The 18,769-nt window shown below is 69.2% G+C and carries 18 protein-coding genes; 6 read left to right on the top strand and 12 right to left on the bottom strand.

Features of this window, described 5'->3' with window-relative positions; all coding sequences use genetic code 11:
• Positions 1-82: 82 nt before the first annotated feature.
• Positions 83-517 (bottom strand): phasin family protein, encoded by a 435-nt coding sequence (locus MQH10_RS03535; RefSeq protein WP_242562687.1) that lies wholly within the window; start codon positions 515-517, stop codon positions 83-85.
• Between the two features lie 321 nt (positions 518-838).
• On the opposite strand from MQH10_RS03535, the gene MQH10_RS03530 reads away from it, so the two are divergent.
• Positions 839-2,164 carry a D-alanyl-D-alanine carboxypeptidase gene (locus tag MQH10_RS03530; RefSeq protein ID WP_242562686.1) on the top strand — a complete coding sequence of 442 codons (1,326 nt, stop codon included), beginning with the start codon at positions 839-841 and terminating at the stop codon, positions 2,162-2,164.
• A 7-nt stretch (positions 2,165-2,171) separates the two neighbouring features.
• Here the strand turns inward: MQH10_RS03530 and MQH10_RS03525 are convergent, their stop codons facing one another.
• Together MQH10_RS03525 and MQH10_RS03520 are read right to left on the bottom strand one after the other, a co-directional pair.
• Positions 2,172-2,600: a J domain-containing protein gene (locus MQH10_RS03525; RefSeq protein WP_242562685.1), complete on the bottom strand. Its 429-nt coding sequence runs from the start codon at positions 2,598-2,600 to the stop codon at positions 2,172-2,174.
• Entirely contained in the window at positions 2,600-3,421 is an 822-nt protein-coding gene (locus MQH10_RS03520; RefSeq protein ID WP_242562684.1) for a division plane positioning ATPase MipZ, read from the bottom strand. The genes MQH10_RS03525 and MQH10_RS03520 overlap by 1 nt, the downstream gene beginning before the upstream one ends.
• A gap of 169 nt (positions 3,422-3,590) precedes the next feature.
• Here MQH10_RS03520 and panC point away from each other — a divergent pair, with 169 nt between their 5' ends.
• On the top strand, positions 3,591-4,448 hold the full coding sequence (panC, locus tag MQH10_RS03515; protein WP_242562683.1) for a pantoate--beta-alanine ligase: 858 nt from the start codon (positions 3,591-3,593) through the stop codon (positions 4,446-4,448).
• 6 nt (positions 4,449-4,454) lie between these two features.
• On the opposite strand, the gene MQH10_RS03510 is transcribed toward panC, so the two are convergent.
• Genes MQH10_RS03510 through MQH10_RS03495 form a run of 4 tightly spaced genes read right to left on the bottom strand, consistent with a single transcriptional unit; the run spans position 4,455 to position 8,839 of the window.
• Positions 4,455-4,859, bottom strand: coding sequence for a DUF1489 family protein (locus MQH10_RS03510; protein ID WP_242562682.1), 405 nt, complete (start codon positions 4,857-4,859; stop codon positions 4,455-4,457).
• Positions 4,856-6,727: an acetyl/propionyl/methylcrotonyl-CoA carboxylase subunit alpha gene (locus tag MQH10_RS03505; RefSeq protein ID WP_242562681.1), complete on the bottom strand. Its 1,872-nt coding sequence runs from the start codon at positions 6,725-6,727 to the stop codon at positions 4,856-4,858. The genes MQH10_RS03510 and MQH10_RS03505 overlap by 4 nt, the downstream gene beginning before the upstream one ends.
• A 12-nt stretch (positions 6,728-6,739) precedes the next feature.
• Positions 6,740-7,981 (bottom strand): DUF3667 domain-containing protein, encoded by a 1,242-nt coding sequence (locus tag MQH10_RS03500; RefSeq protein ID WP_242562680.1) that lies wholly within the window; start codon positions 7,979-7,981, stop codon positions 6,740-6,742.
• Between the two features lie 18 nt (positions 7,982-7,999).
• Entirely contained in the window at positions 8,000-8,839 is an 840-nt protein-coding gene (locus tag MQH10_RS03495) for an enoyl-CoA hydratase-related protein (RefSeq protein ID WP_242562679.1), read from the bottom strand.
• A 291-nt stretch (positions 8,840-9,130) separates the two neighbouring features.
• On the opposite strand from MQH10_RS03495, the gene MQH10_RS03490 reads away from it, so the two are divergent.
• Positions 9,131-9,349 (top strand): hypothetical protein, encoded by a 219-nt coding sequence (locus MQH10_RS03490; RefSeq protein ID WP_242562678.1) that lies wholly within the window; start codon positions 9,131-9,133, stop codon positions 9,347-9,349.
• 1 nt (position 9,350) lies between these two features.
• On the opposite strand, the gene MQH10_RS03485 is transcribed toward MQH10_RS03490, so the two are convergent.
• Positions 9,351-10,958 (bottom strand): carboxyl transferase domain-containing protein, encoded by a 1,608-nt coding sequence (locus MQH10_RS03485; RefSeq protein WP_242562677.1) that lies wholly within the window; start codon positions 10,956-10,958, stop codon positions 9,351-9,353.
• Between the two features lie 47 nt (positions 10,959-11,005).
• Here MQH10_RS03485 and MQH10_RS03480 point away from each other — a divergent pair, with 47 nt between their 5' ends.
• The 3 genes from MQH10_RS03480 (at position 11,006) to MQH10_RS03470 (ending at position 14,049) form a co-directional block, all read left to right on the top strand.
• On the top strand, positions 11,006-12,766 hold the full coding sequence (locus tag MQH10_RS03480; RefSeq protein ID WP_242562676.1) for a patatin-like phospholipase family protein: 1,761 nt from the start codon (positions 11,006-11,008) through the stop codon (positions 12,764-12,766).
• A 348-nt stretch (positions 12,767-13,114) separates the two neighbouring features.
• Positions 13,115-13,435, top strand: coding sequence for a hypothetical protein (locus tag MQH10_RS03475; protein ID WP_242562675.1), 321 nt, complete (start codon positions 13,115-13,117; stop codon positions 13,433-13,435).
• A 161-nt stretch (positions 13,436-13,596) separates the two neighbouring features.
• Positions 13,597-14,049: a hypothetical protein gene (locus MQH10_RS03470; RefSeq protein WP_242562674.1), complete on the top strand. Its 453-nt coding sequence runs from the start codon at positions 13,597-13,599 to the stop codon at positions 14,047-14,049.
• Positions 14,050-14,163: 114 nt separating this feature from the next.
• Here the strand turns inward: MQH10_RS03470 and MQH10_RS03465 are convergent, their stop codons facing one another.
• The 4 genes from MQH10_RS03465 to mgtE form a co-directional block, all read right to left on the bottom strand.
• Entirely contained in the window at positions 14,164-14,568 is a 405-nt protein-coding gene (locus MQH10_RS03465) for a DUF3574 domain-containing protein (protein ID WP_242562673.1), read from the bottom strand.
• Complete coding sequence (locus MQH10_RS03460; RefSeq protein ID WP_242562672.1) at positions 14,565-15,731, bottom strand: isovaleryl-CoA dehydrogenase; 1,167 nt, start codon at positions 15,729-15,731, stop codon at positions 14,565-14,567. The genes MQH10_RS03465 and MQH10_RS03460 overlap by 4 nt, the downstream gene beginning before the upstream one ends.
• A gap of 103 nt (positions 15,732-15,834) precedes the next feature.
• A complete protein-coding gene (locus tag MQH10_RS03455; protein ID WP_242562671.1) occupies positions 15,835-17,214 on the bottom strand; it encodes a lysozyme in 1,380 nt (459 codons plus the stop codon).
• 67 nt (positions 17,215-17,281) lie between these two features.
• Positions 17,282-18,712 carry a magnesium transporter gene (gene mgtE, locus MQH10_RS03450; RefSeq protein WP_242562670.1) on the bottom strand — a complete coding sequence of 477 codons (1,431 nt, stop codon included), beginning with the start codon at positions 18,710-18,712 and terminating at the stop codon, positions 17,282-17,284.
• Positions 18,713-18,769 lie beyond the last annotated feature (57 nt).

Genomic DNA, 18,769 nt, shown 5'->3' with positions numbered 1-18,769 from the left:
AAGAGAAAAGGCCCGGACCACAAGGGATCCGGGCCTTCTGAAGTTGGACGCCCGGACTGGGGCGTCGCTGGGAGAGCTTGGCTTAGCGGGCGGCCTGCATGCGCTCGACCAGCGCGGTCACGCGCTCGTTCAGCGGCTTGGCCGAGTCCTTGAAGGACGCGGCGACGGTTTCGCCCATCTTGCTGACTTCAGCCATGTAGGCCTCCATCGCGGTCTTGGCGAACGAGGTCTGCAGCTCGATCACTTCTTGGATGCTCTTGGCCGACGACAGCGACTTGGCGGCGGCGACCTGATCTTCGACGGCCTTCTTGGAATAGGCCATCGCCTGGGCGCCCAGGGCTTCAGCGCCCTTGGTGGCGGCCGAGACCGAAGCGATCACGGCTTCCAGGTTCTTCTTGGAATGAGCGTTGGCGTCGTTCAGCGAGCTCAGCGACTTTTCGACGGCGTCCTTGAACGCCTTGTTGCCGGCGGTGGTGAACTGCTCGACGGTGGACTTCACGGTTTCGGCGGCGGCCATGGGATGACTCCTGGATCGAGTGTCTCGCGGCGACGCCGCGAAGCGACTGGGGAACGTGAGACGCGGGGGCGGACTAACTTCGAATTCGCAGCTTAATTCTCATGTTGCAGTGCAGCAGTCAAGGGCTTTTTGTGCACTGCACAATCGCGCCTGCAGCGAAACATCGCCCGCCTGGGGCGAACGCCCGCCGCAGCGGCGCCCGCGACTTTTCGGCTCGCTCAACAGGTGTTTACCCTCGCGCAAGATCGAACCTGTCATGCTAGGATTCCAGTGTGGCGACCGGGGGGTCGTCGAAACCCTTTGATCTGACGGACGAAGCTGATGTTCGAGCGCGCCCGCCGCCTTTGTATCTCCCTCGGCCTAGCCGTCGCCGCCGCGACCGCGGGTCTGGCCGGAGCCGCCCAGGCGCAGATTCCGTTCCTCGAAGCGCCCGCGGCGGTGCCGAAATATGCGGCGATCGTGGTCGATGCGAAGTCCGGCGAGGTGCTGTACGCCAAGCGCGCCGACAGCCCGCGCTATCCGGCCTCGATCACCAAGATCATGACCCTCTACCTGACCTTCGATGCGCTCAGCACCGGACGTCTGAAGCCCGACGAGACCATCGTCATCTCCCCCCACGCCGCCGCCCAGGCGCCGACCAAGCTCGGCCTCGCCCCCGGCGAGACGCTGAGCGTCAATGACGCCATGCAGGCGCTGGCCATCAAGTCGGCCAATGATGTGGCCGTGGCCCTGGCCGAGAAGCTGGGCGGCAGCGAAAGCCGCTTCGCCGCCATGATGAGCCTGCGCGCCCAGGAGCTGGGCATGGTCAACACCCGCTTCGTCAACGCCTCGGGCCTGCCCGACAGCCGCCAGATCTCCACGGCCCGCGACATCGCCATCCTCTCGCGCGCCGTGATGCGCGACTATCCGCAGTACTATCGCCTGTTCAGCCAGCAGCAGTTCACCTTCCGCGGCGTGACCATGAACAACCACAACGGCCTGCTCGGGAAGATGCCCGGCGTGGACGGGCTGAAGACCGGCTACACCAACGCCTCAGGCTATAACCTCGCGGTCTCGGCCGTGCGCGACAATCGCCGCCTGATCGCCGTGGTCATGGGCGGCCCTTCGACCGCCGCCCGCGACCTCAACGCCGAGGACCTGCTGCTCACCGGCTTCGACGTCATGAACCGCCGCGACCGCGGCGAGCGCATCACTGTCGCCCAGAACCTGTTCGAGCCCGAGCCGACCGGCCCGATCATGAGGCCCAGCGCCGAACAGGGCGACGGCGAGCAGGACGGCCTGAAGATCGTGCTGGCCTCGGCGACCCCGCCCCCAGCCCAGGTGTCCAACTTCACCATCGTAGAGCCCCGGACCACCGCCCTACGGGGAACCCAGAGCGCCGACCGCGACGACAAGCCCGAGCGCAAGGCCGCCGGCCGCTGGATCGTCCAGGTGGGCGCGTTCAAGTCCAAGTCCCTGGCCAAGAAGCAGCTGACCCTCATCGACCAGCGCTTCAAGAAGGCCTTCGGCAAGGCCGACAGCCGCGTCGCCGAGGATGACGGGACCTACAAGGCCCAGTTCAAGGGCTTCAGCGAAGACAACGCCCGCGACGTCTGCCGCTCGCTCAAGGCCAAGAAGATGGCCTGCATGGTGATCTCGCCGGGCTGACCCCGCCTCACCGCTTCAGCAGCCGATCCCGCGCCGCATTAAGTTGGGCCGCCAGGCCGTCGGTGCCACCGGCGTCGGGGTGCGCCACCCGCATCAGCCGCGCATAGGCGGCCTGGATGTCCGCCGGAGTCGCATCGACCCCGACCCCCAGGATGGAGCGCGCCTCAGCATCGCCCAGGGCCTTGGGCGCAGGCCGCGCCGCGCGGACGGGCGAGACCGCCGTCCGGGTCGTGGCCGCCAGCCACAGGCCCACGACGCCCAGGACGATCGCCCTGCCCCACTCGCCACGGATCCCGACATAGGCCGCGCCCGCGAAGGCGGCGACGGCGAGCGCGCTGGACAGGAACCGCCATTCGCGCCGCTTGAACACCGGCCGGCGGCTGGAGGCCCACAGCAGGACGGCGAGCACCGCGCAGCCGAGGGCCAGATAGATCACTATTGAGCGGCCATCAGCTCATCGCCGGCGGCGCCGGAGAGGCCCAGCGATCCCACCAGGGCCCGCAGTTCCTGGCGCGCGGCCACGTGCTGCAGGGACATGGCCACCGGCTTGATGGTCGGCGACAGGTCCGCGATGGTCAGGCCGAAGGGGAACAGCTCGCGATAGATCACCCGGTCGCGCAGGCCGGGACCGACGCGGAAGCCCACCCGGCGCGACAGGGCCTGGACCCGGTCGTCGACGCGCTTGCGGTTGCGGGCCTCGGTGGGGGCCAGGCGATTGCGCAGCACCACCCAGTCGATCGACTGGCCGGACTTGGCCGCACGGATCTTGCGGCTGTTCCAGACGGTCTCGGAATAGAGGCTGGGGCGCTTGAGCTCCAGCGTCACCGGATCGACCACGCCCAGCATGTCGAAGTCGACGAAGCTGTCGTTCATCGGGGTGACGATGAGGTCGGCCAGCCCATGGGCGGCGCGGCTGACAGCCGTGTCGCCGCCAGGGGTGTCGATCAGGATGAAGTCCGACGAATCGGCCTCGGCGAAGGCCTGCTCGAAACGACCCAGCGCCTCTTCCTCGCTGGCCTTGGCCAGTTCGGCGCTCGACAGATGCTCGATCGGCATCGGGGCGACCGCCTTGTTGGCGTCCAGCCAGGCGCGGCGATGGGCGAAGAAGTGCGCCATCGACTGCTGGCGCAGATCCAGATCCAGCACGGAGACGCGCGCGCCGCCATGCAGCAGCGCCGTGGCCACATGGATGGCCAGGGTCGACTTGCCGGCCCCGCCCTTCTCATTGCCGATGACGATGACCTTGGGTTGGGCCATGGCTTAACGACTCCACCATCTTTGTCGGGATCACGTCCCGATTCTAAAGGTTAACCTGTGCCTCTTGGAGACGGCGCGTCAACGCGCACGGGGACCCAGGTTGTGGACGGATGGACGCAGGCGCCCCATCGCGTCATAAGCGCCTCCGTCTCAGCCCCCCGGAGGCCTCATGTCCGATAACCTGTTCGCCGTGGTTCGCACGGTCGCCGACCTGCGCCGCCAGGTCGCCGCCTGGCGAAAGGCCGGGGACCGCGTCGCCATGGTCCCGACCATGGGCGCCCTGCATGAGGGCCATCTGTCGCTGGTCAATCTGGCCCGCGGCAAGGCTGATCGCGTCGTCGCCAGCGTCTTCGTGAACCCGACCCAGTTCGCGCCGCACGAGGACTTCGACGCCTATCCCCGAGACGAGGCTCGCGACAGCGCCCTCCTGGCCGAGGTCGGTTGCGACCTGCTCTACGCCCCCACCGTGGGCGAGATGTACGCTCCTGGCTTCTCGACCACCGTCACGGTCGCCGGCGTGTCCGAACCCCTGGACGGCCAGGCCCGCCCGACCCACTTCGCCGGCGTCGCGACCGTGGTGACCAAGCTCCTCCTGCAGTGCGGCCCCGACGTCGCCGTGTTCGGGGAGAAGGACTATCAGCAGCTGCAGGTGATCAAACGCCTGATCGCCGACCTGGACATCCCCGTCGAGGTGGTCGGCGCCCCCACGGCGCGCGCGCCCGACGGACTGGCGCTCTCGTCCCGCAACGCCTACCTCACCCCCGCCGAACGCGAGGCCGCACCGGCGCTGGCCCGCGCGCTCAACCGCGCCGCCGAGCGGCTGCGGGCCGGCGATCCCGTCGAGGCTGTCGAGGCCGAGGGCCGCGCGGCGCTGGAGGCGGCCGGCTTTTCCCGCATCGACTATTTCGAGGCCCGCGGCGCCGCCGATCTCGCGCGCCAGGGCCCCGGCCCCATCACCGGCGACACCCGACTCCTGGCCGCCGCGCTCATGGGCAAGACCCGTTTGATCGACAACCTGGCGGTCTGAGCCGCTCTACCAAGCCCCGGCCTCGCGCAGCTGGCGGGCCAGCTCTGTGGGGATCTCTTCGCCGCCCTCGGCCCCGCCCAGATCCGGCGGCGCGTCCTTGGGATCGAGATAGCGCCAACCCTGGAAGGCGCGGCGCGGGGTCGGCGCGACCTTGATGATCTCGGGGTCCAGCTCCAGCTCGCACTGGGCGGTGACGCCCTCGCCGATCGTGCGGATGGCCAGGATGCGCTGGCGGCACAGGATCATGCCCTTGAAGATCCGATAGATGGAGCCGCCGTCCAGCAACTCGTCCGCGCGCTTGGGCGTCATGCGGGTGTGCAGCAGCCACGGGCCCTTGTCGCCCCTGTGCCAGTCGAGCAGGTCCTCTATGGTGTCGCAGCCGACGCACAGCCGGATCATGTGGACGGTCATGCCGCCGCCTTCAGCCGGGCCAGGGACACGCCCTCGCTGACCTGGTCCCCGGCGCTGACCAGCAGGGCCTCGACCTCGCCGTCGAAGGGCGCGGTCAGCCCGTGCTCCATCTTCATGGCCTCGAGCGTCATCAGCACCTGGCCGCGGGTCACCGTGTCGCCCACCGAGACCGACACCGCCACGACCTTGCCCGGCATGGGCGAGCGGATCTGGCCGTCCCCGGCCGCCTCGTCGAGATCGGCGATCGGCGCCCGGGCGCTGAAGGCGTAGGCCTCGCCGGCCTCGAACACGATCACCTCGTCGCCGGTGATCAGCACATCGGCCTCGACATCGCCCTGCGGCAGGGACGCCAGCACCGGCCGGCCGTCGAGATACAGCCGCAGCGTCGTCTCGGGCGCCGCGTTCAGCCGGAAGCCCGTGAGGTCCCGCCAGGGCGTGGCCGGCCCGTCCTGGTCGCCCAGGGCGGCGGCGGCGGCCACCATCAGCGCCTCGTCCGACGGCTCCGGCGTCGCCGCCAGCGCGTCCAGCCGTGCGCCGATGAAACCGGTGTCCACATCGCCGGCGATGAAGTCCGCATGGTCCAGGCAGCGAGCCAGGAAGCCGGCATTGGTCTTCACCGGCCAGACCTCGACCTCGGCGCAGGCCTGGGCCAGGCGGTCGCTGGCGCCTTCGCGGGTGGGCGCATGGGCGATCAGCTTGGCGATCATCGGATCATAGTGGGGCGAGACCTCGTCGCCCTCCTCCACCGCGCTGTCGACCCGGATGCCCGCCGGCATGCGGAAATGCTCCAGCACCCCGATCGAGGGCAGGAAGCCGCCGGCCGGGTTCTCGGCATAGAGCCGGGCCTCCAGCGCGTGGCCGTTCAGGGTGATCTCGTCCTGGCGCAGCGGCAGGGGTTCGCCCGAGGCGACCCGGAACTGCCACTCCACCAGGTCGACCCCGGTCACCGCCTCGGTCACCGGATGCTCCACCTGCAGGCGGGTGTTCATCTCCATGAACCAGATGCGGTCGGGGCGCAGGCCCTCGCTGGCGTCGGCGATGAACTCCACCGTGCCGGCCCCGCGATAATTCACCGCCTTGGCCGCCTTGACCGCGGCCGAGGTGACCGCCGCGCGGGCTTCGGCGCTCATGCCGGGGGCCGGCGCCTCCTCGATGACCTTCTGGTGGCGGCGCTGCAGGGAGCAGTCGCGCTCGAAAAGGTGGACCACCTCGCCATGGGCGTCGCCGAAGATCTGCACCTCGATATGGCGCGGGCGGGTGACGTATTTCTCGATCAGCACCTTGTCGTCGCCGAACGAGGCCGCGGCCTCGCGCTGGCAAGAGGCGAGCGCCTCGGCGAAGCCGGCCGCGGCGTCGACCTTGCGCATGCCCTTGCCGCCGCCGCCGGCCACGGCCTTGATCAGCACCGGATAGCCGATGGCGTCCGCCTCGGCCTGCAGGCGGGCCAGGCTTTGGTCCTCGCCCAGATAGCCCGGCGTCACCGGCACCCCGGCCTCGATCATCAGCGCCTTGGCCGCGTCCTTCAGCCCCATGGCCAGGATGGCGGCGGGCGGCGGGCCGATCCAGACCAGGCCCGCGGCGATCACCGCCTCGGCGAAGGCGGCGTTCTCGGACAGGAAGCCATAGCCCGGATGGATGGCCTCGGCCCCCGTCGCACGGGCGGCGGCGATGATCTTGTCGGCCACCAGATAGCTTTCGCGAGCCGCCGCAGGGCCGATCAGCACGGCCTGATCGGCCTCGGCCACATGCGGGGCGTCGGCGTCGGCCTCAGAATAGACGGCGACCGTCGCGATACCCATCCGGCGGGCGGTGCGGAACACCCGGCGGGCGATCTCTCCACGATTGGCGACAAGAACGGAGCTGATCACGCGGGGAACTTCCTAGATCTGGGCCAGGGTGAAGAACATCAGGGTGGCGAGCAGGGTCGAAAAGGCCGTCACGCTCACGAACCAGACGATCACCGTCTTGATCGCCGCGCCGACGATCCCCGAACCATAGCCCCCGCGAAGGGTCTGGAACAGATTGACCGGCGTCCAGACCGTCAGGAGCATGAACCAGAACACCGCCGCCCAGCTGGGCAGGACCAGGCCGAACGCATTGGTCAGGAAGGCGAAGGACAACAGGTTCGTCGCCACCAGCAGGTGGTCGTAGATGTAGTACTGGCGCTTGTTCACATAGACGAGCGCCAGGCTCAGCCCCATGATCGGCAGGAGCAGCACGGCCAGCCGGTGGGCCCAGCCGAACATGACCATGAAATAGTATTCGGGATTCTCGACCGCCTTGGCGATCTGGTTGCGCAGCCAGTGCTCGTCCCGGCCGGCCTTCTTGTCGACCTTCAGGAACGGAATGTCGCTGGTGACGGTCTTGGCCTTGGCGTCCTTGCCGGGCAGGTCGACATCCAGGCTGCGGATCTGCTTGGCGGCGGCCTTGCCCAGGTCGTCGCCGGCCTCCACCGCCTTGATCGCCGCCTCGGGGTCGTGCTCGATCTGGTCGGCCTTGGCCATGGCCCGGGCGTACTGGGTCTCGACCACGGCCGCCGCCTTGGCGTGCTGGGCCAGGACCTTGGCGGGATCATTGTCCTTGTCGGCCAGCTCCTCCTGGCGGTCCTCGGCGATCTCCTTGAGCGCCACCTCGCGGGCGGAGGTCGCCTCGGTGCGCAGACGCATCGCCTCGGCCATGCGCCCCTGCGGGGTCTTCATCCGTTCGGCCCGCGCCTCCCAGGCTTCGTGCGCCTTGTGCTGCATGCCGTGGATCGCGTGCTCGGCGGCGAAGATGAACAGCAGCAGGGCGACCAGGAAGGTGCGGAACGGCGGCACGTGCCGGGCGATCCGGCCCTCCATATAGTCCTTGGCCAGGACGCCGGGCTTGAAGAACAGCAGAGGCAGGGTGCGCGCCAGCCGGCCGTCGAGGTGGAACATCCCCTCGATGGCTTCCCAGATCAGGTGCGGCAGCGACCGGTGATGGGTGTCGCTGTCCTGCCCGCACTCATGGCAATAGTGACCCTCCAGCGGCGTGCCGCAGTTGGCGCAAGGCTCTCCCTTGCGCGTGAAGGGCTCCGGCTTGCGCCGGAAAAGGTCGCGGACCGAATCCGCCGCCGCCGCCTCGAGATCCGCCCCCGTCATGCGCCCCCGCCGTCGAGCCTATTGCGCCCAGGAGGGCTTGCGCTTGTCGAGGAAGGCGCGGACGCCCTCCTGCCCTTCCTCGCCCACACGGGCGCGGGCGATCCGCTTGGCGGTCTCCTCCATCAGCCCGTGGTCGATGTCGCGGAACGCCACGTCCTCGACCAACTTCTTGGAGGCCGCGACGGCGCCCGGCGCGCAGGCCATCATCTGGTCGGCGATCTCCTCGCAGGCCGCCGCCAGGCCGGTGGGGTCGGCGACCACCTGGGTGATCAGGCCGATCTTCTCGGCATGGGCCGCGTCAAACACCCGGCCGGTGGCGAACAGGCCCCGCGCCGCCCGCGGTCCGATGGCGCCCACCACATAGGGGCTGATGGTCGCCGCGATCAGGCCCAGCCGGACCTCGGAGAAGCTGAAGGTCGCGTCCTCAGTGGCCACGGCCAGGTCGCAGGCTGCGGCCAGCCCCGCGCCGCCGCCATAGGCGCCGCCCTGGATCACCGCCACCGTCAGGGCCGGGATATCCCAGAGCGCCTTGAACATCTTGGCCATCTGCAGGGCGTCGTCGCGGTTGTCGGCCTCGGTGTGCTCGGCCGCCGCCTTCATCCAGTCGAGGTCGGCGCCGGCGCAGAACACCTTGCCGGCCCCGCGGATGAACACCACCCGCACGTGCTCCGACCCGTGCAGGGTCAGGAAGGCCTCATGCAGGGCCGAGATCAGGGCCGCGTCGAAGGCGTTCTTGCGATGCGGGCGATTGAGGGTGACCTCCACCACGCCCTCGGACGTGGCCGCGATCTGGACCAGCTGCGAATTGGCGTCGGAATCGACGCCCTCCACCAGGGGATCGGCGATGGGATTGGGCATGACGGGCCTCACGAAGAACAACGGCGTCCCAGATAGCCCTTAAGCGGCCCTCTGCACATGGCCCCCTCGCCAAATCCAGCCTGAGAAGCGCGTCGAGCCCCAGTTTGAGCCTGTCTTGGCCCGAAGCAGCTTGACCTTGGGGTGCGCGATACTGTTAACGGGCGCCCAGAGTTAGTGCCGCGCCCCTTGAAACATCGGCGCCTTGCGAACACCTCCTCCCCCAGACGGGTCGTTCGCCGCTTGTGTAGACCCAAGATCAGGCCGTCCGGGGCGGCCGCTATGAGGATTCCCATGCGCCTGGCCATGGATCGCAACCTTTCGAGCCTGTCGCTCACCCAAGTGATGACCGTCTCGGCCCGTCCGGCCCGTGGCGGCGACCGCCGCGCGATCCAGATCGAGCAGCAGCGGCGCAAGACCGCCCGCATCGCGCTCGCCATGGGCGTCATCGCCTTCGCCGCCAGCCTCGGCGTCATGGTCGGCGAACTGGCCCGCACCGCCTTCGGCGGCTGATCTACATCCTGAAGACGCCGAACCGGGTCTCGGGGATGGGCGCGTTCAGGGCCGCCGAGATCGACAGCCCCAGCACGTCGCGCGTCTGGGCCGGGTCGATGATCCCGTCGTCCCACAGCCGCGCTGTCGCGAAATAGGGATTGCCCTCGTCCTCATACTTCTGGCGCACCGGCGCCTTGAAGGCCTCCTCCTCCGCCGGCGTCCACTTGCCGGCGTCGCGGTGGACGGTGGCCAGCACGCTGGCGGCCTGCTCCCCGCCCATCACGCTGATCCGGCTGTTGGGCCAGGTCCACAGGAAGCGGGGCGAATAGGCCCGGCCGCACATGCCGTAATTGCCGGCCCCGAACGACCCGCCGATCAGCACCGTGAACTTCGGAACCTCCGCGCTCGCCACCGCCGTCACCAGCTTGGCGCCGTCCTTGGCGATGCCGCCGGCCTCGTATTTCCCGCCCACCATGAAGCCTGAGATGTTCTGCAGGAACACCAGCGGAATCCCGCGCTTGCAGGCGAGTTCTATGAAGTGGGCGCCCTTCAGCGCGCTCTCCGAGAACAGCACGCCGTTATTGGCCAGGATCGCCACCGGCTGACCCCAGATCCGCGCGAAGCCGGTGACCAGGGTCGTCCCGTACAACGCCTTGAATTCGTCGAACCGCGAGCCGTCGACGATGCGGGCGATGACCTCGCGCACGTCATAGGGCGCGCGCACGTCGGCCGGCACGATCCCGTAGAGCTCCTCGGGGTCGAACAGCGGCGCCTCCGGCTCGGCGAGGTCCAGCCCGACCTTCTTGACCGTGTTCAGGTTGGCGACGATCGAACGGACGATCTGCAGGGCGTGCTCGTCGTCGGCCGCCACATGGTCGACCACGCCGGACTTGCGGCCGTGCACGTCCGCGCCGCCCAGGTCGGTGGCGCTGATCACCTCGCCCGTGGCGGCCTTCACCAGGGGCGGGCCGCCCAGGAAGATCGTGCCCTGGCTCTCCTCGCCGGCCCCGCGCACGATCACTGTCTCGTCGGACATCGCCGGCACATAGGCCCCGCCGGCGGTGCACGAGCCCATGACGCAGGCGATCTGAGCGATGCCCTCAGCGCTCATCCGCGCCTGGTTGAAGAAGATCCGCCCGAAATGCTCGCGATCGGGAAACACCTCGGCCTGGTGCGGCAGGTTCGCCCCGCCCGAATCGACCAGATAGATGCAGGGCAGCCGGTTCTGTTGGGCGATCTCCTGGGCGCGGAGATGCTTCTTCACCGTGATGGGGTAATAGGCCCCGCCCTTCACCGTGGCGTCATTGGCCACAATCATCACCTCGCGGCCGGACACCCGCCCAATGCCGGTGATGACGCCGGCGCCGGGCGCCTCGTCACCATAGAGGCCGTGGGCCGCCAGGCCCGCCACCTCCAGGAACGGCGCGCCGGGATCCAGCAGCCGCATCACCCGCTCGCGCGGCAAGAGCTTGCCGCGGGAGACATGGCGCTTACGCGAGTCCTCGGAGCCGCCCAGGGCGGCCAGGGCGGACCGTTCGCGAAGTTCGGCGATCAGGGCGCGATTCACCGTCTCATTGGCGAGAAAGGCGTCGCTGCGGGGCTGAATGGCGGTCTTGATGACGGGCATGGCGAAGGCATAGCCGGGTGCGGCGACGCAGGCTAGGTTCTGCGACCGTGGCGAACCTACCTGACATCCCCGACGATTCGGCCCTCGCGCGGCTGTTCGAGGACGAGCGGGCCCAGGGCGAGGCGGCGTGGTTCTCCCTGCCCGGCGGCGCGACCCTCTATGACGCCGGCGAACCGTCCGACCATCTCTATTTCCTCCGCGCCGGCCGCCTGGGCGCGTTCCGCGGCGAGGAAGGCCAGGAAAAGCAGTTCCTGGGCGTCATCCGCCCCGGCGAGCCGGCCGGCGAAATGGCCCTGATCGCCGGCGTGCCCCACTCCGGCCACGTGGTCGCCCTGCGCGACTCCGAGATCTTCTCCCTGCCCCGCGACGTGTTCTTCGAGGCCTGCGAGTCTGATCCCGCGGTGATGACCGAACTGGCGCGGCTGATGATCCTGCGCAGCCGCCAGGCCGCCACCAAGGCCTCGGTCGGCGAGCCCTCGGTCTATGGCTTCATCGGCGTGGGCGAGCCCGTGGCGGTGCGGCCCCTGGTCGACCGCTTCGCCCGCGAGCTGGGCAAGCTGGGCTACATGGTCACCGTCCTGGGCTCGGAGGCCCAGCACGCCCCGACCGAATGGTTCTCCGACGTCGAGCGGGAATACGACTTCGTGCTCTACGCGGCCGAGACCACCGACCTCGGCTGGCGCCAGGTGGTGTCTCGCCAGGTGGACCGGCTGTTCCGGGTCGGCCGCGGCGACTTCCCGCCCCCGCCCGGCGGCATCCTGACCGGGAACGATCCGCTCCAGGCCCAGAACCTCGCCGACCTGATTCTGATCCAGAAGCGCGACTGCGAGCGGCCCACCGGCTCCGAGGCCTGGATGGACGCCGCCCGGCCGGCGCGCCTCTTCCACGTGCGTCGCGACAATGTCGAGGACATCAAGCGGATCGCCCGCACCCTGGCGGGCCAGGCCGTCGGTCTGGTGCTGTCCGGCGGCGGCGCGCGGGCCTACGCCCATGTCGGCGCGATCCGCGCCCTGCGTGAACGCGGCGTGCCGATCGACTTCGTGGCCGGCGTCTCCATGGGGGCGGTCATCGCCGCCGGCGTGGCCATGGGCTGGGACGGGCCGGAAATGGATCGCCGGATCCAGGACGCCTTCGTCAACACCAGTCCGCTGGACGACATCGCCATCCCGATCCTGGCCATGACGCTCGGCAACAAGGTGCGCGAGCGGCTGGCCGCCCATTTCGGCGACGTGCAGATCTCCGATCTGTGGCTGCCCTTCTTCTGCGTCTCCACCAACCTGACCAAGGGCGCCTATCAGGTCCACCGCCGCGGCCTGCTGCGCGACGCCCTGCGGGCCTCCATCTCCCTGCCCGGCGTCATGCCGCCGGCCATCGACCACAATGACGTGCTGGTCGATGGCGCGGTGCTCAAGAACTTCCCCGCCGACGTGATGCGGGTGTTCCAGCTTGGGCCCATCGTCGGAGTGGATGTGACCCGCGGCCGTTCGATCACCGCCGACGACGTGGCGCGGCCGGCCTCGGTCTGGCGCTGGATCTTCTCCGGCCAATGGCGCAAGGGCCCGCCGATCGTCTCACTCCTGATGCGCGCGGCCACGGTCTCGTCCTGGCGCGACCATGTCGCCGCCCGCGACGCCACCGACGTGCTGGTCGCGCCCGAGGTGACCGGGGTCGAAATCCGCGACTGGGACGCCTATGCCCCAGCCGTCGCCGACGGCCACCAGGCCATGATCGAGGCCCTCGACAAGCTGAAGCGGCCGGTCACCGAACTGCGCCGCCGACCGGGACGCCGCGACCCGGCGCCTGTTTGACCGGCGATCTCCTGAGCCCCTCCCCGCGACCGACCACCGCATTTGCAAGATGCGAAAAGCGGGCGCACAGTCGGGGTCCTGTCTCAACAGCTGAAAGGAGGTGACCCAGTGTCTCATTGTCTTCATCCGCAAGTGGAAACCGTGATCTGGGCCTCCGTTACCGAGGCGAAAGCCTAAGGGGCGAAGGGTTACGGGGCCGCTTGGCGGTCCGACAATGGAAGGGCCGGTCCCGACAACGGGCCGGCCCTTCGCATGTCCGGATATGCTTATTTTCCGCTAACATCGTTTGCGAACAAAGCTTTAGCGACAACCATGCAACCTTGCGTGCTCCAACTGACGGAGACACGCATGGACGTTGTCAACGGTTTCAAGTGCCGCGACACCACCGATCGCGAATACGCCAAGCAAGGCATTGATCCGGCCAAGCCGCAGGAAGGCGCGCATGGCGGCGCGACCAAGAAGGAAGCCGAGGTCGTGGCCAAGGCCACCGCGGACGCCATCCGACTGAGCGCCGAAGCCACCGCCTCACGTGAGGAGGCCCAGGCCAAGGCCGCCGCCCTGCTCCAGGCCCAGACCCAGGGCCAATCCCAGGCCAACAACCCCCCGCCCCCGGCGCCGCCGAAAGACCGGGTTCGCGCGGCGGGCGACCTTGTCGATGTGAGCGCCTAGCCCCTGGTTTCAGGTCCTCCCGGCGAGGATCGAGCGCCCGCCCCGCGTTCCCACCCCGGGGCGGGCCTCCAGTAATTGCCGCCCCGCCTGCAACCCCAGGCGGGGTGTTGCGCGTTGAGTCTCCTGAGCCGCCCCCTGGCTCGCGAAAATCGGAGAGTCACATGCGCAAGTCCACGATCATGGCGGCGGCTGCGGCCACCGCGCTTCTCACCTTCGGCGTCTCGGCCAACGCCCAGCTGCTCGGCGGCGCCGCCGGCGGCGGTCTGACCGGCGGCCTGACGGGATCCACGCCGCTGGGCGGCGTCACCGGCTCGGTCACGGGTTCGGGTCAACTGAGCGGCGACACCGCGGGCGTCGAGTCCCGCGCCACCGGCGCCGCGGCGGCCACCACCAGCGCAGCGCGGCATACGGCCCATCGGGCCCGGACCACAGCCACCACCACGGCGCGCGGCGCGGTTGATGCGGCGAGCGACACCGCCGCGACCACCGCCAACTCCGCGCCCTCCGGCGCCTCGGTCGATGGCGGCGGCTCGGTCGGCGTCACGACGCCCAAGGGCGGCGCGACCGTCAGCGGCGACGTCAACGCTCAGGCCAGCGTCCAACGCCCTCACTAGCCTCCTGAGCCCGGGGACGGGCGCGGACGGCGGAGGTGCGCCAGGAGAGGCTTTTCGAAGCGGCGCGCCTCGTACGTCTGCGGAAAGGCCGCCGGCCCAGCCGGCGGCCTTTTATCAAAATCCAGCGCAGACCGGCTGGCCGAGGATCATGACCGACTCCTGATGGAACCGGGCCTTGTAGGCGGCGCGCACGGCGTCCAGCCGGGCCAGGCTCGCCGTCGATCGGTCAGGCAGGACGAGCATGACCAGCTTGGACGCCTCGCGCTCCACACGCCCTACCCCGCCGCGCCATTGACCGGTCGCATCGATCACCGTCAGGCCGTCCGGAAACCGCGGCGTGAGTTCCGCGTCGACGAAACTCTGGAAGTCCGCATCGCTGACGCCCGGCCGCCCGTCGATATTGCGCCCGAACACCAGCTGGGCTTCCCACGCCGCGTGCTCCCCCGGCGGACAGGCGCGCGGCAGGGTCGCGCAGCCGCCGAGCGCTATCGCCAGGACGAGCGCGGCCGCCCGGGTCACGCCCCGATCAGCTCCCGGCCGATGAGGTAGCGACGGATCTCGTTGGTGCCCGCGCCGATGTCGTAGAGCTTGGCGTCGCGCAACAGGCGCTCGACCGGGAAATCCCTGGTGTAGCCCGCCCCGCCCAGGGCCTGGATGGCTTCGGCGGCGCATTTCACCGCGTTCTCCGACGCCATCAGGATCGCCCCGGCCGCATCGAACCGCGTGGTCTTGCCCGCGTCGCAGGCCCGGGCCACGGCATAGACATAGGCGCGAGACGAATTCAGCGCGACATACATGTCGGCGATCTTGGCCTGCATCAGCTGGAAGGACCCGATCGGTTTGCCGAACTGCTTGCGGTCGCGGACATAGGGCAGGACCACGTCGATACAGGCCTGCATGATCCCCAGCGGCCCGGCCGACAGCACCGCCCGCTCATAGTCCAGCCCGCTCATCAGCACCCCGACCCCGCCGTTCAGCGGGCCCATGACATTCTCTTCGGGGACCTCACAGTCCTCGAACACCAGCTCGGCGGTGTCCGAACCGCGCATGCCCATCTTGTCCAGCTTGGGCGAGACGCTGAAGCCCTTGAAGCCCTTCTCGATCAGGAAGGCGGTGATGCCCTTGCCCCCCTCCTCCGGCGCGGTCTTGGCGTAGACCACCAGCATGTCGGCGTGCGGGGCGTTGGTGATCCAGAACTTGGTCCCGTTCAGCACGAACCGGTCGCCACGGCGCTCGGCCTTCAGCCGCATGGACACCACGTCGGAGCCCGCGCCTGCCTCGCTCATGGCCAGGGAGCCCACATGCTCGCCGCTGATCAGACCCGGCAGATAGCGGCGCTTCTGTTCGTCCGAGCCCCAGCGGCGCAGCTGGTTCACGCAGAGATTGGAGTGGGCGCCATAGCTCAGGCCCACCGAGGCCGAGGCGCGGCTGATCTCCTCCATCGCCACAACGTGGTCGAGGTAGCCGAGGCCGAGCCCGCCATACTCTTCCTCGACCGTAATGCCGTGCAGGCCGAGCGCGCCCATCTCCGGCCACAGCTGGCGCGGAAAGGTGTTGGTCGCGTCGATCTCGGCGGCGATGGGGGCGATCCGGTCGGCGGCGAAGCGCGCCGTGGTCTCGCGAATGGCGTCAGCGGTCTCGCCCAGGGCGAAATCCAGCGAAGGTCCAGGGTTTGCGGTCATGCGCCACGACTAGCACCAAGCCCGGCGGCCCGCGAGAGGGGCCGAAACGACAAAGGGGCCCGCCTTGCGGCGAGCCCCTTCGGGAAGTCCGGGAGGGCGGCGCCTATTGGTCGGCGTCGTCCTCGTCGGTCAGCTCGGCGTGGCCGAGACGGCCCAGCATGAGATAGGCGGCGACCCCGAAGAAGCCGATCCCGGCGATGCCGGCCATCCAGCCCACGGTCATCGGGTTGAAGATCCCGCCGTCGACGTCCGGGCGAACGCTGGCCGCCCAGAACAGGCCGCCGGCGAAGAAGGCCAGGCCGGTGATCGCCAGCGCCAGAAGCGGCAGCAGGCTGAGCTTGGGCTGTTCGGCCGACAGGTCCTCGAAGGCCGTATCGAAGTCCAGCTCGGTGTCGTCGATCAGGATCCGGCGGGCCGGCGCCTGGGCGCGGGGCGGTTCCGGCTGGGCCAATTCGTCATTGGCGAAGGCGGGCCGAGGATCGAACAGGGTCGGGCCCGATTCGTTGGCCGGGGTCGGCAGCTCCATGCGCGTCGGGGCGGCGGGCGGCGGCTCGACCTCCGGCTCCGGCGGGGTCAGGGTGAACACCCGGTCGCCCGAGGCCATGGCCAGCGGCGCAGGCGCCGACGGTTCCGGCGGGGAGACGGTCTGCAGGGTGAGCGCGATCGGCGCCGGCGGCGGGGCCGGCTCGGGTTCGGGCGCGACGTCCGGCGCCTGGGCGACGGGCTCAGGCTCCGCCGGCGGGGCGACAGGCGTCTCAACCTGGGACGGCTCGGCGGCCGGAGCGGGCTCCTCGCGGAAGATGGTCGACAGGCGCGAGGTCACCGACGCGGCGGCGGCCTGGGTCGGGCTCATCACCTCTTCCTCCGGCACCGCCGGCAGGATCGGGGTCGGAACGTCGCGCACCATCTTGGCCTCGAGACCGTCCATGCTGGGCTTCAGCACGGTCGGGGTTTCCCGCGGCACGACGCCGCTCGCATCCATGTCGAGGTTCGGCCGCAGGATCGGCGACGGCACGGGCACCCAGCCATGGGCCGGGGTCAGGAACAGGGTCTTCTCGGCCGAGCGGCGGCGCACCAGGGCGTCGATGATGATCCGCTCGCCTTCGAAATCGGCCTTGCGCCACAGCTCCATGGCGCAGGCGGCCTGCAGCAGCTGGCCTTCATTGACCCGGCGCAGCACCGACGAGCGGCGGAAATTGTCCACGCCGATATTGAAGGCGAAGGCGCACAGGGCGTCGAACTGGTTCTGGGTGAGCGGGGTGAAGGTCCACTCATTGACCGAATGGGCGACCGCGATCAGGTCGTACATCAGCAGCGCCTCGGCGTCCTGTTCCGAGACCTCGGCGCCCTCGCGGGCCGTGAGCGTGTGGCCATAGCCGATCGTCCAGCGGCCATCGGGCAGCCTGGCGGACTTCCTGCGGTAGCCTTCGAACCTCTTGATCAGTTCGATGGAGGCTCTGGAGACCTGATGACGCGGTTTCATGCCCAGCTGACCCAAATTGAGACAAGGACGCGGACGTCCTCACCTCTACGGGCAAGATAGGGGCCGATTAAAGCAGGATTAGGCTTGCGATGCCGAGAAGGGCCAAGAAACCCATGAAATCGGTCGCGAAGGTGACCAGCACCGACGAAGAGACGGCAGGATCGCGCCCCAGCCGCTCAAGCACGATGGGGGCCAGGATCCCGGCCAGGGCCGCGACGAACAGATTGGCGATGATCGCCAGCCCCATGGTCCAGGCCAGTCGGGCGTCGTGATACCAGGCGAACACCGCCAGCCCCATGACGAGCGCCAGCACCAGCCCGTTCAACAGCCCCACGATCAGCTCGCGCCAGATGATCCGCGCCGCATTGGCGGCGTTGAGCTCGCGGCTGGCCAGCGCCCGCACGGCGACGGTGAGCGCCTGGGTGCCGGCGTTGCCGCCCAGCGACGAGACGATCGGCATGAGGACCGCGAGCGCGATCACCTTGGCGATGGCGTCCTGGAACACGCCCACCACGCTGACCGCGACGGTCTCGGTGGCCAAGTTGATCACCAGCCAGGGCAGGCGCGATTTGACGATGCCGAACACGTCGGCGTCGCGGCCGGCGTCCGACACACCGGCCAGGGCCAGGATGTCCTCGTCGCTCTCTTCCTGGATGACGCCGACGATGTCGTCGACGGTGATCTGACCGACCAGCCGCCCGCCCGGCTCGACCACCGGGGCCGAGATCAGATGGTACTTGTTGAAGATGTAGGCGACCTCTTCCTGGTCCATGCCGACCGGGATCTCGGTGACCGGCTCCATGATCTGGGCCAGAGGCGCGTCGCGCTTGGTCCGCAGCAGGTGGCTGACCGGGATGGCGCCCACGGGAACATGGCTGGGATCGACCACATAGACGTCGAAGAACAGCTCCGGCATCGCGTCGCCCTCGCGACGGAAATGGTCGAGGGTCTGGCCCACGGTCCAGAACTGCGGCGCCCAGACCACCTCGCGCTGCATCAGGCGCCCGGCGGTCTCGTCCTCATAGGCCAGCGAGGTCTCGATCGCGGCGCGTTCGCCCTCGGGCATGGCGGCCAAAACCTGGGCGCGCTTGTCGTCCTCCAGATCGTCAACCACGTCGACGGCGTCGTCGGAGTCCATCTCGCCCAGCGCCTTGGCGAGGATCGCCGCCGGCACGTGATCGAGGACGTCCTCGCGGATCTCGGGGTCCAGTTCGGACAGCACCTCGGCGAGCGCCTCGGGGTCCAGGTGGGCGATCACCTCTTCGCGGTCGCCCGACGACAGGAAGCCCATCAGGTCGGCGACGTCGGCAGGCCTCAGAGCCCCGAGCAGTTCGCTCAGGCGCTCGGCGTCGCCGCGATCCAGCGCGTCGGCGACGAGGTCCACATAGTCGGGATTTAGCGCGTAGTCCTCGCCCAGGGCGAGGTCTTCAAGGTCTTCTTCGACTTCAGGCGCGATCGCGTCCTTGGCTTCGGTCAGGTCGGCCGTTTCGCGGCTCATGCGGACCTCCCTCAGCTTCGGATATCAATCTGCTTTCTGCCTCGGGAAAGACCCTGA

Origin of the sequence: Phenylobacterium aquaticum (assembly GCF_022695515.1) — a bacterium.
Lineage (GTDB): Bacteria > Pseudomonadota > Alphaproteobacteria > Caulobacterales > Caulobacteraceae > Phenylobacterium > Phenylobacterium aquaticum.
Note: the sequence above shows the minus strand (reverse complement) of the source record. Positions and strands in the feature narration are given on the sequence as shown.

Bases quoted from the DNA above. Each gene is read 5' to 3' on its own strand.
- MQH10_RS03535 (WP_242562687.1), bottom strand. From the start codon at position 517: ATGGCCGCCGCCGAAACCGTGAAGTCCACCGTCGAGCAGTTCACCACC.
- MQH10_RS03530 (WP_242562686.1), top strand. From the start codon at position 839: ATGTTCGAGCGCGCCCGCCGCCTTTGTATCTCCCTCGGCCTAGCCGTC.
- MQH10_RS03520 (WP_242562684.1), bottom strand. From the start codon at position 3,421: ATGGCCCAACCCAAGGTCATCGTCATCGGCAATGAGAAGGGCGGGGCC.
- panC (WP_242562683.1), top strand. From the start codon at position 3,591: ATGTCCGATAACCTGTTCGCCGTGGTTCGCACGGTCGCCGACCTGCGC.
- MQH10_RS03510 (WP_242562682.1), bottom strand. From the start codon at position 4,859: ATGACCGTCCACATGATCCGGCTGTGCGTCGGCTGCGACACCATAGAG.
- MQH10_RS03500 (WP_242562680.1), bottom strand. From the start codon at position 7,981: ATGACGGGGGCGGATCTCGAGGCGGCGGCGGCGGATTCGGTCCGCGAC.
- MQH10_RS03495 (WP_242562679.1), bottom strand. From the start codon at position 8,839: ATGCCCAATCCCATCGCCGATCCCCTGGTGGAGGGCGTCGATTCCGAC.
- MQH10_RS03490 (WP_242562678.1), top strand. From the start codon at position 9,131: ATGCGCCTGGCCATGGATCGCAACCTTTCGAGCCTGTCGCTCACCCAA.
- MQH10_RS03485 (WP_242562677.1), bottom strand. From the start codon at position 10,958: ATGCCCGTCATCAAGACCGCCATTCAGCCCCGCAGCGACGCCTTTCTC.
- MQH10_RS03475 (WP_242562675.1), top strand. From the start codon at position 13,115: ATGGACGTTGTCAACGGTTTCAAGTGCCGCGACACCACCGATCGCGAA.
- MQH10_RS03470 (WP_242562674.1), top strand. From the start codon at position 13,597: ATGCGCAAGTCCACGATCATGGCGGCGGCTGCGGCCACCGCGCTTCTC.
- MQH10_RS03460 (WP_242562672.1), bottom strand. From the start codon at position 15,731: ATGACCGCAAACCCTGGACCTTCGCTGGATTTCGCCCTGGGCGAGACC.
- MQH10_RS03455 (WP_242562671.1), bottom strand. From the start codon at position 17,214: ATGAAACCGCGTCATCAGGTCTCCAGAGCCTCCATCGAACTGATCAAG.
- mgtE (WP_242562670.1), bottom strand. From the start codon at position 18,712: ATGAGCCGCGAAACGGCCGACCTGACCGAAGCCAAGGACGCGATCGCG.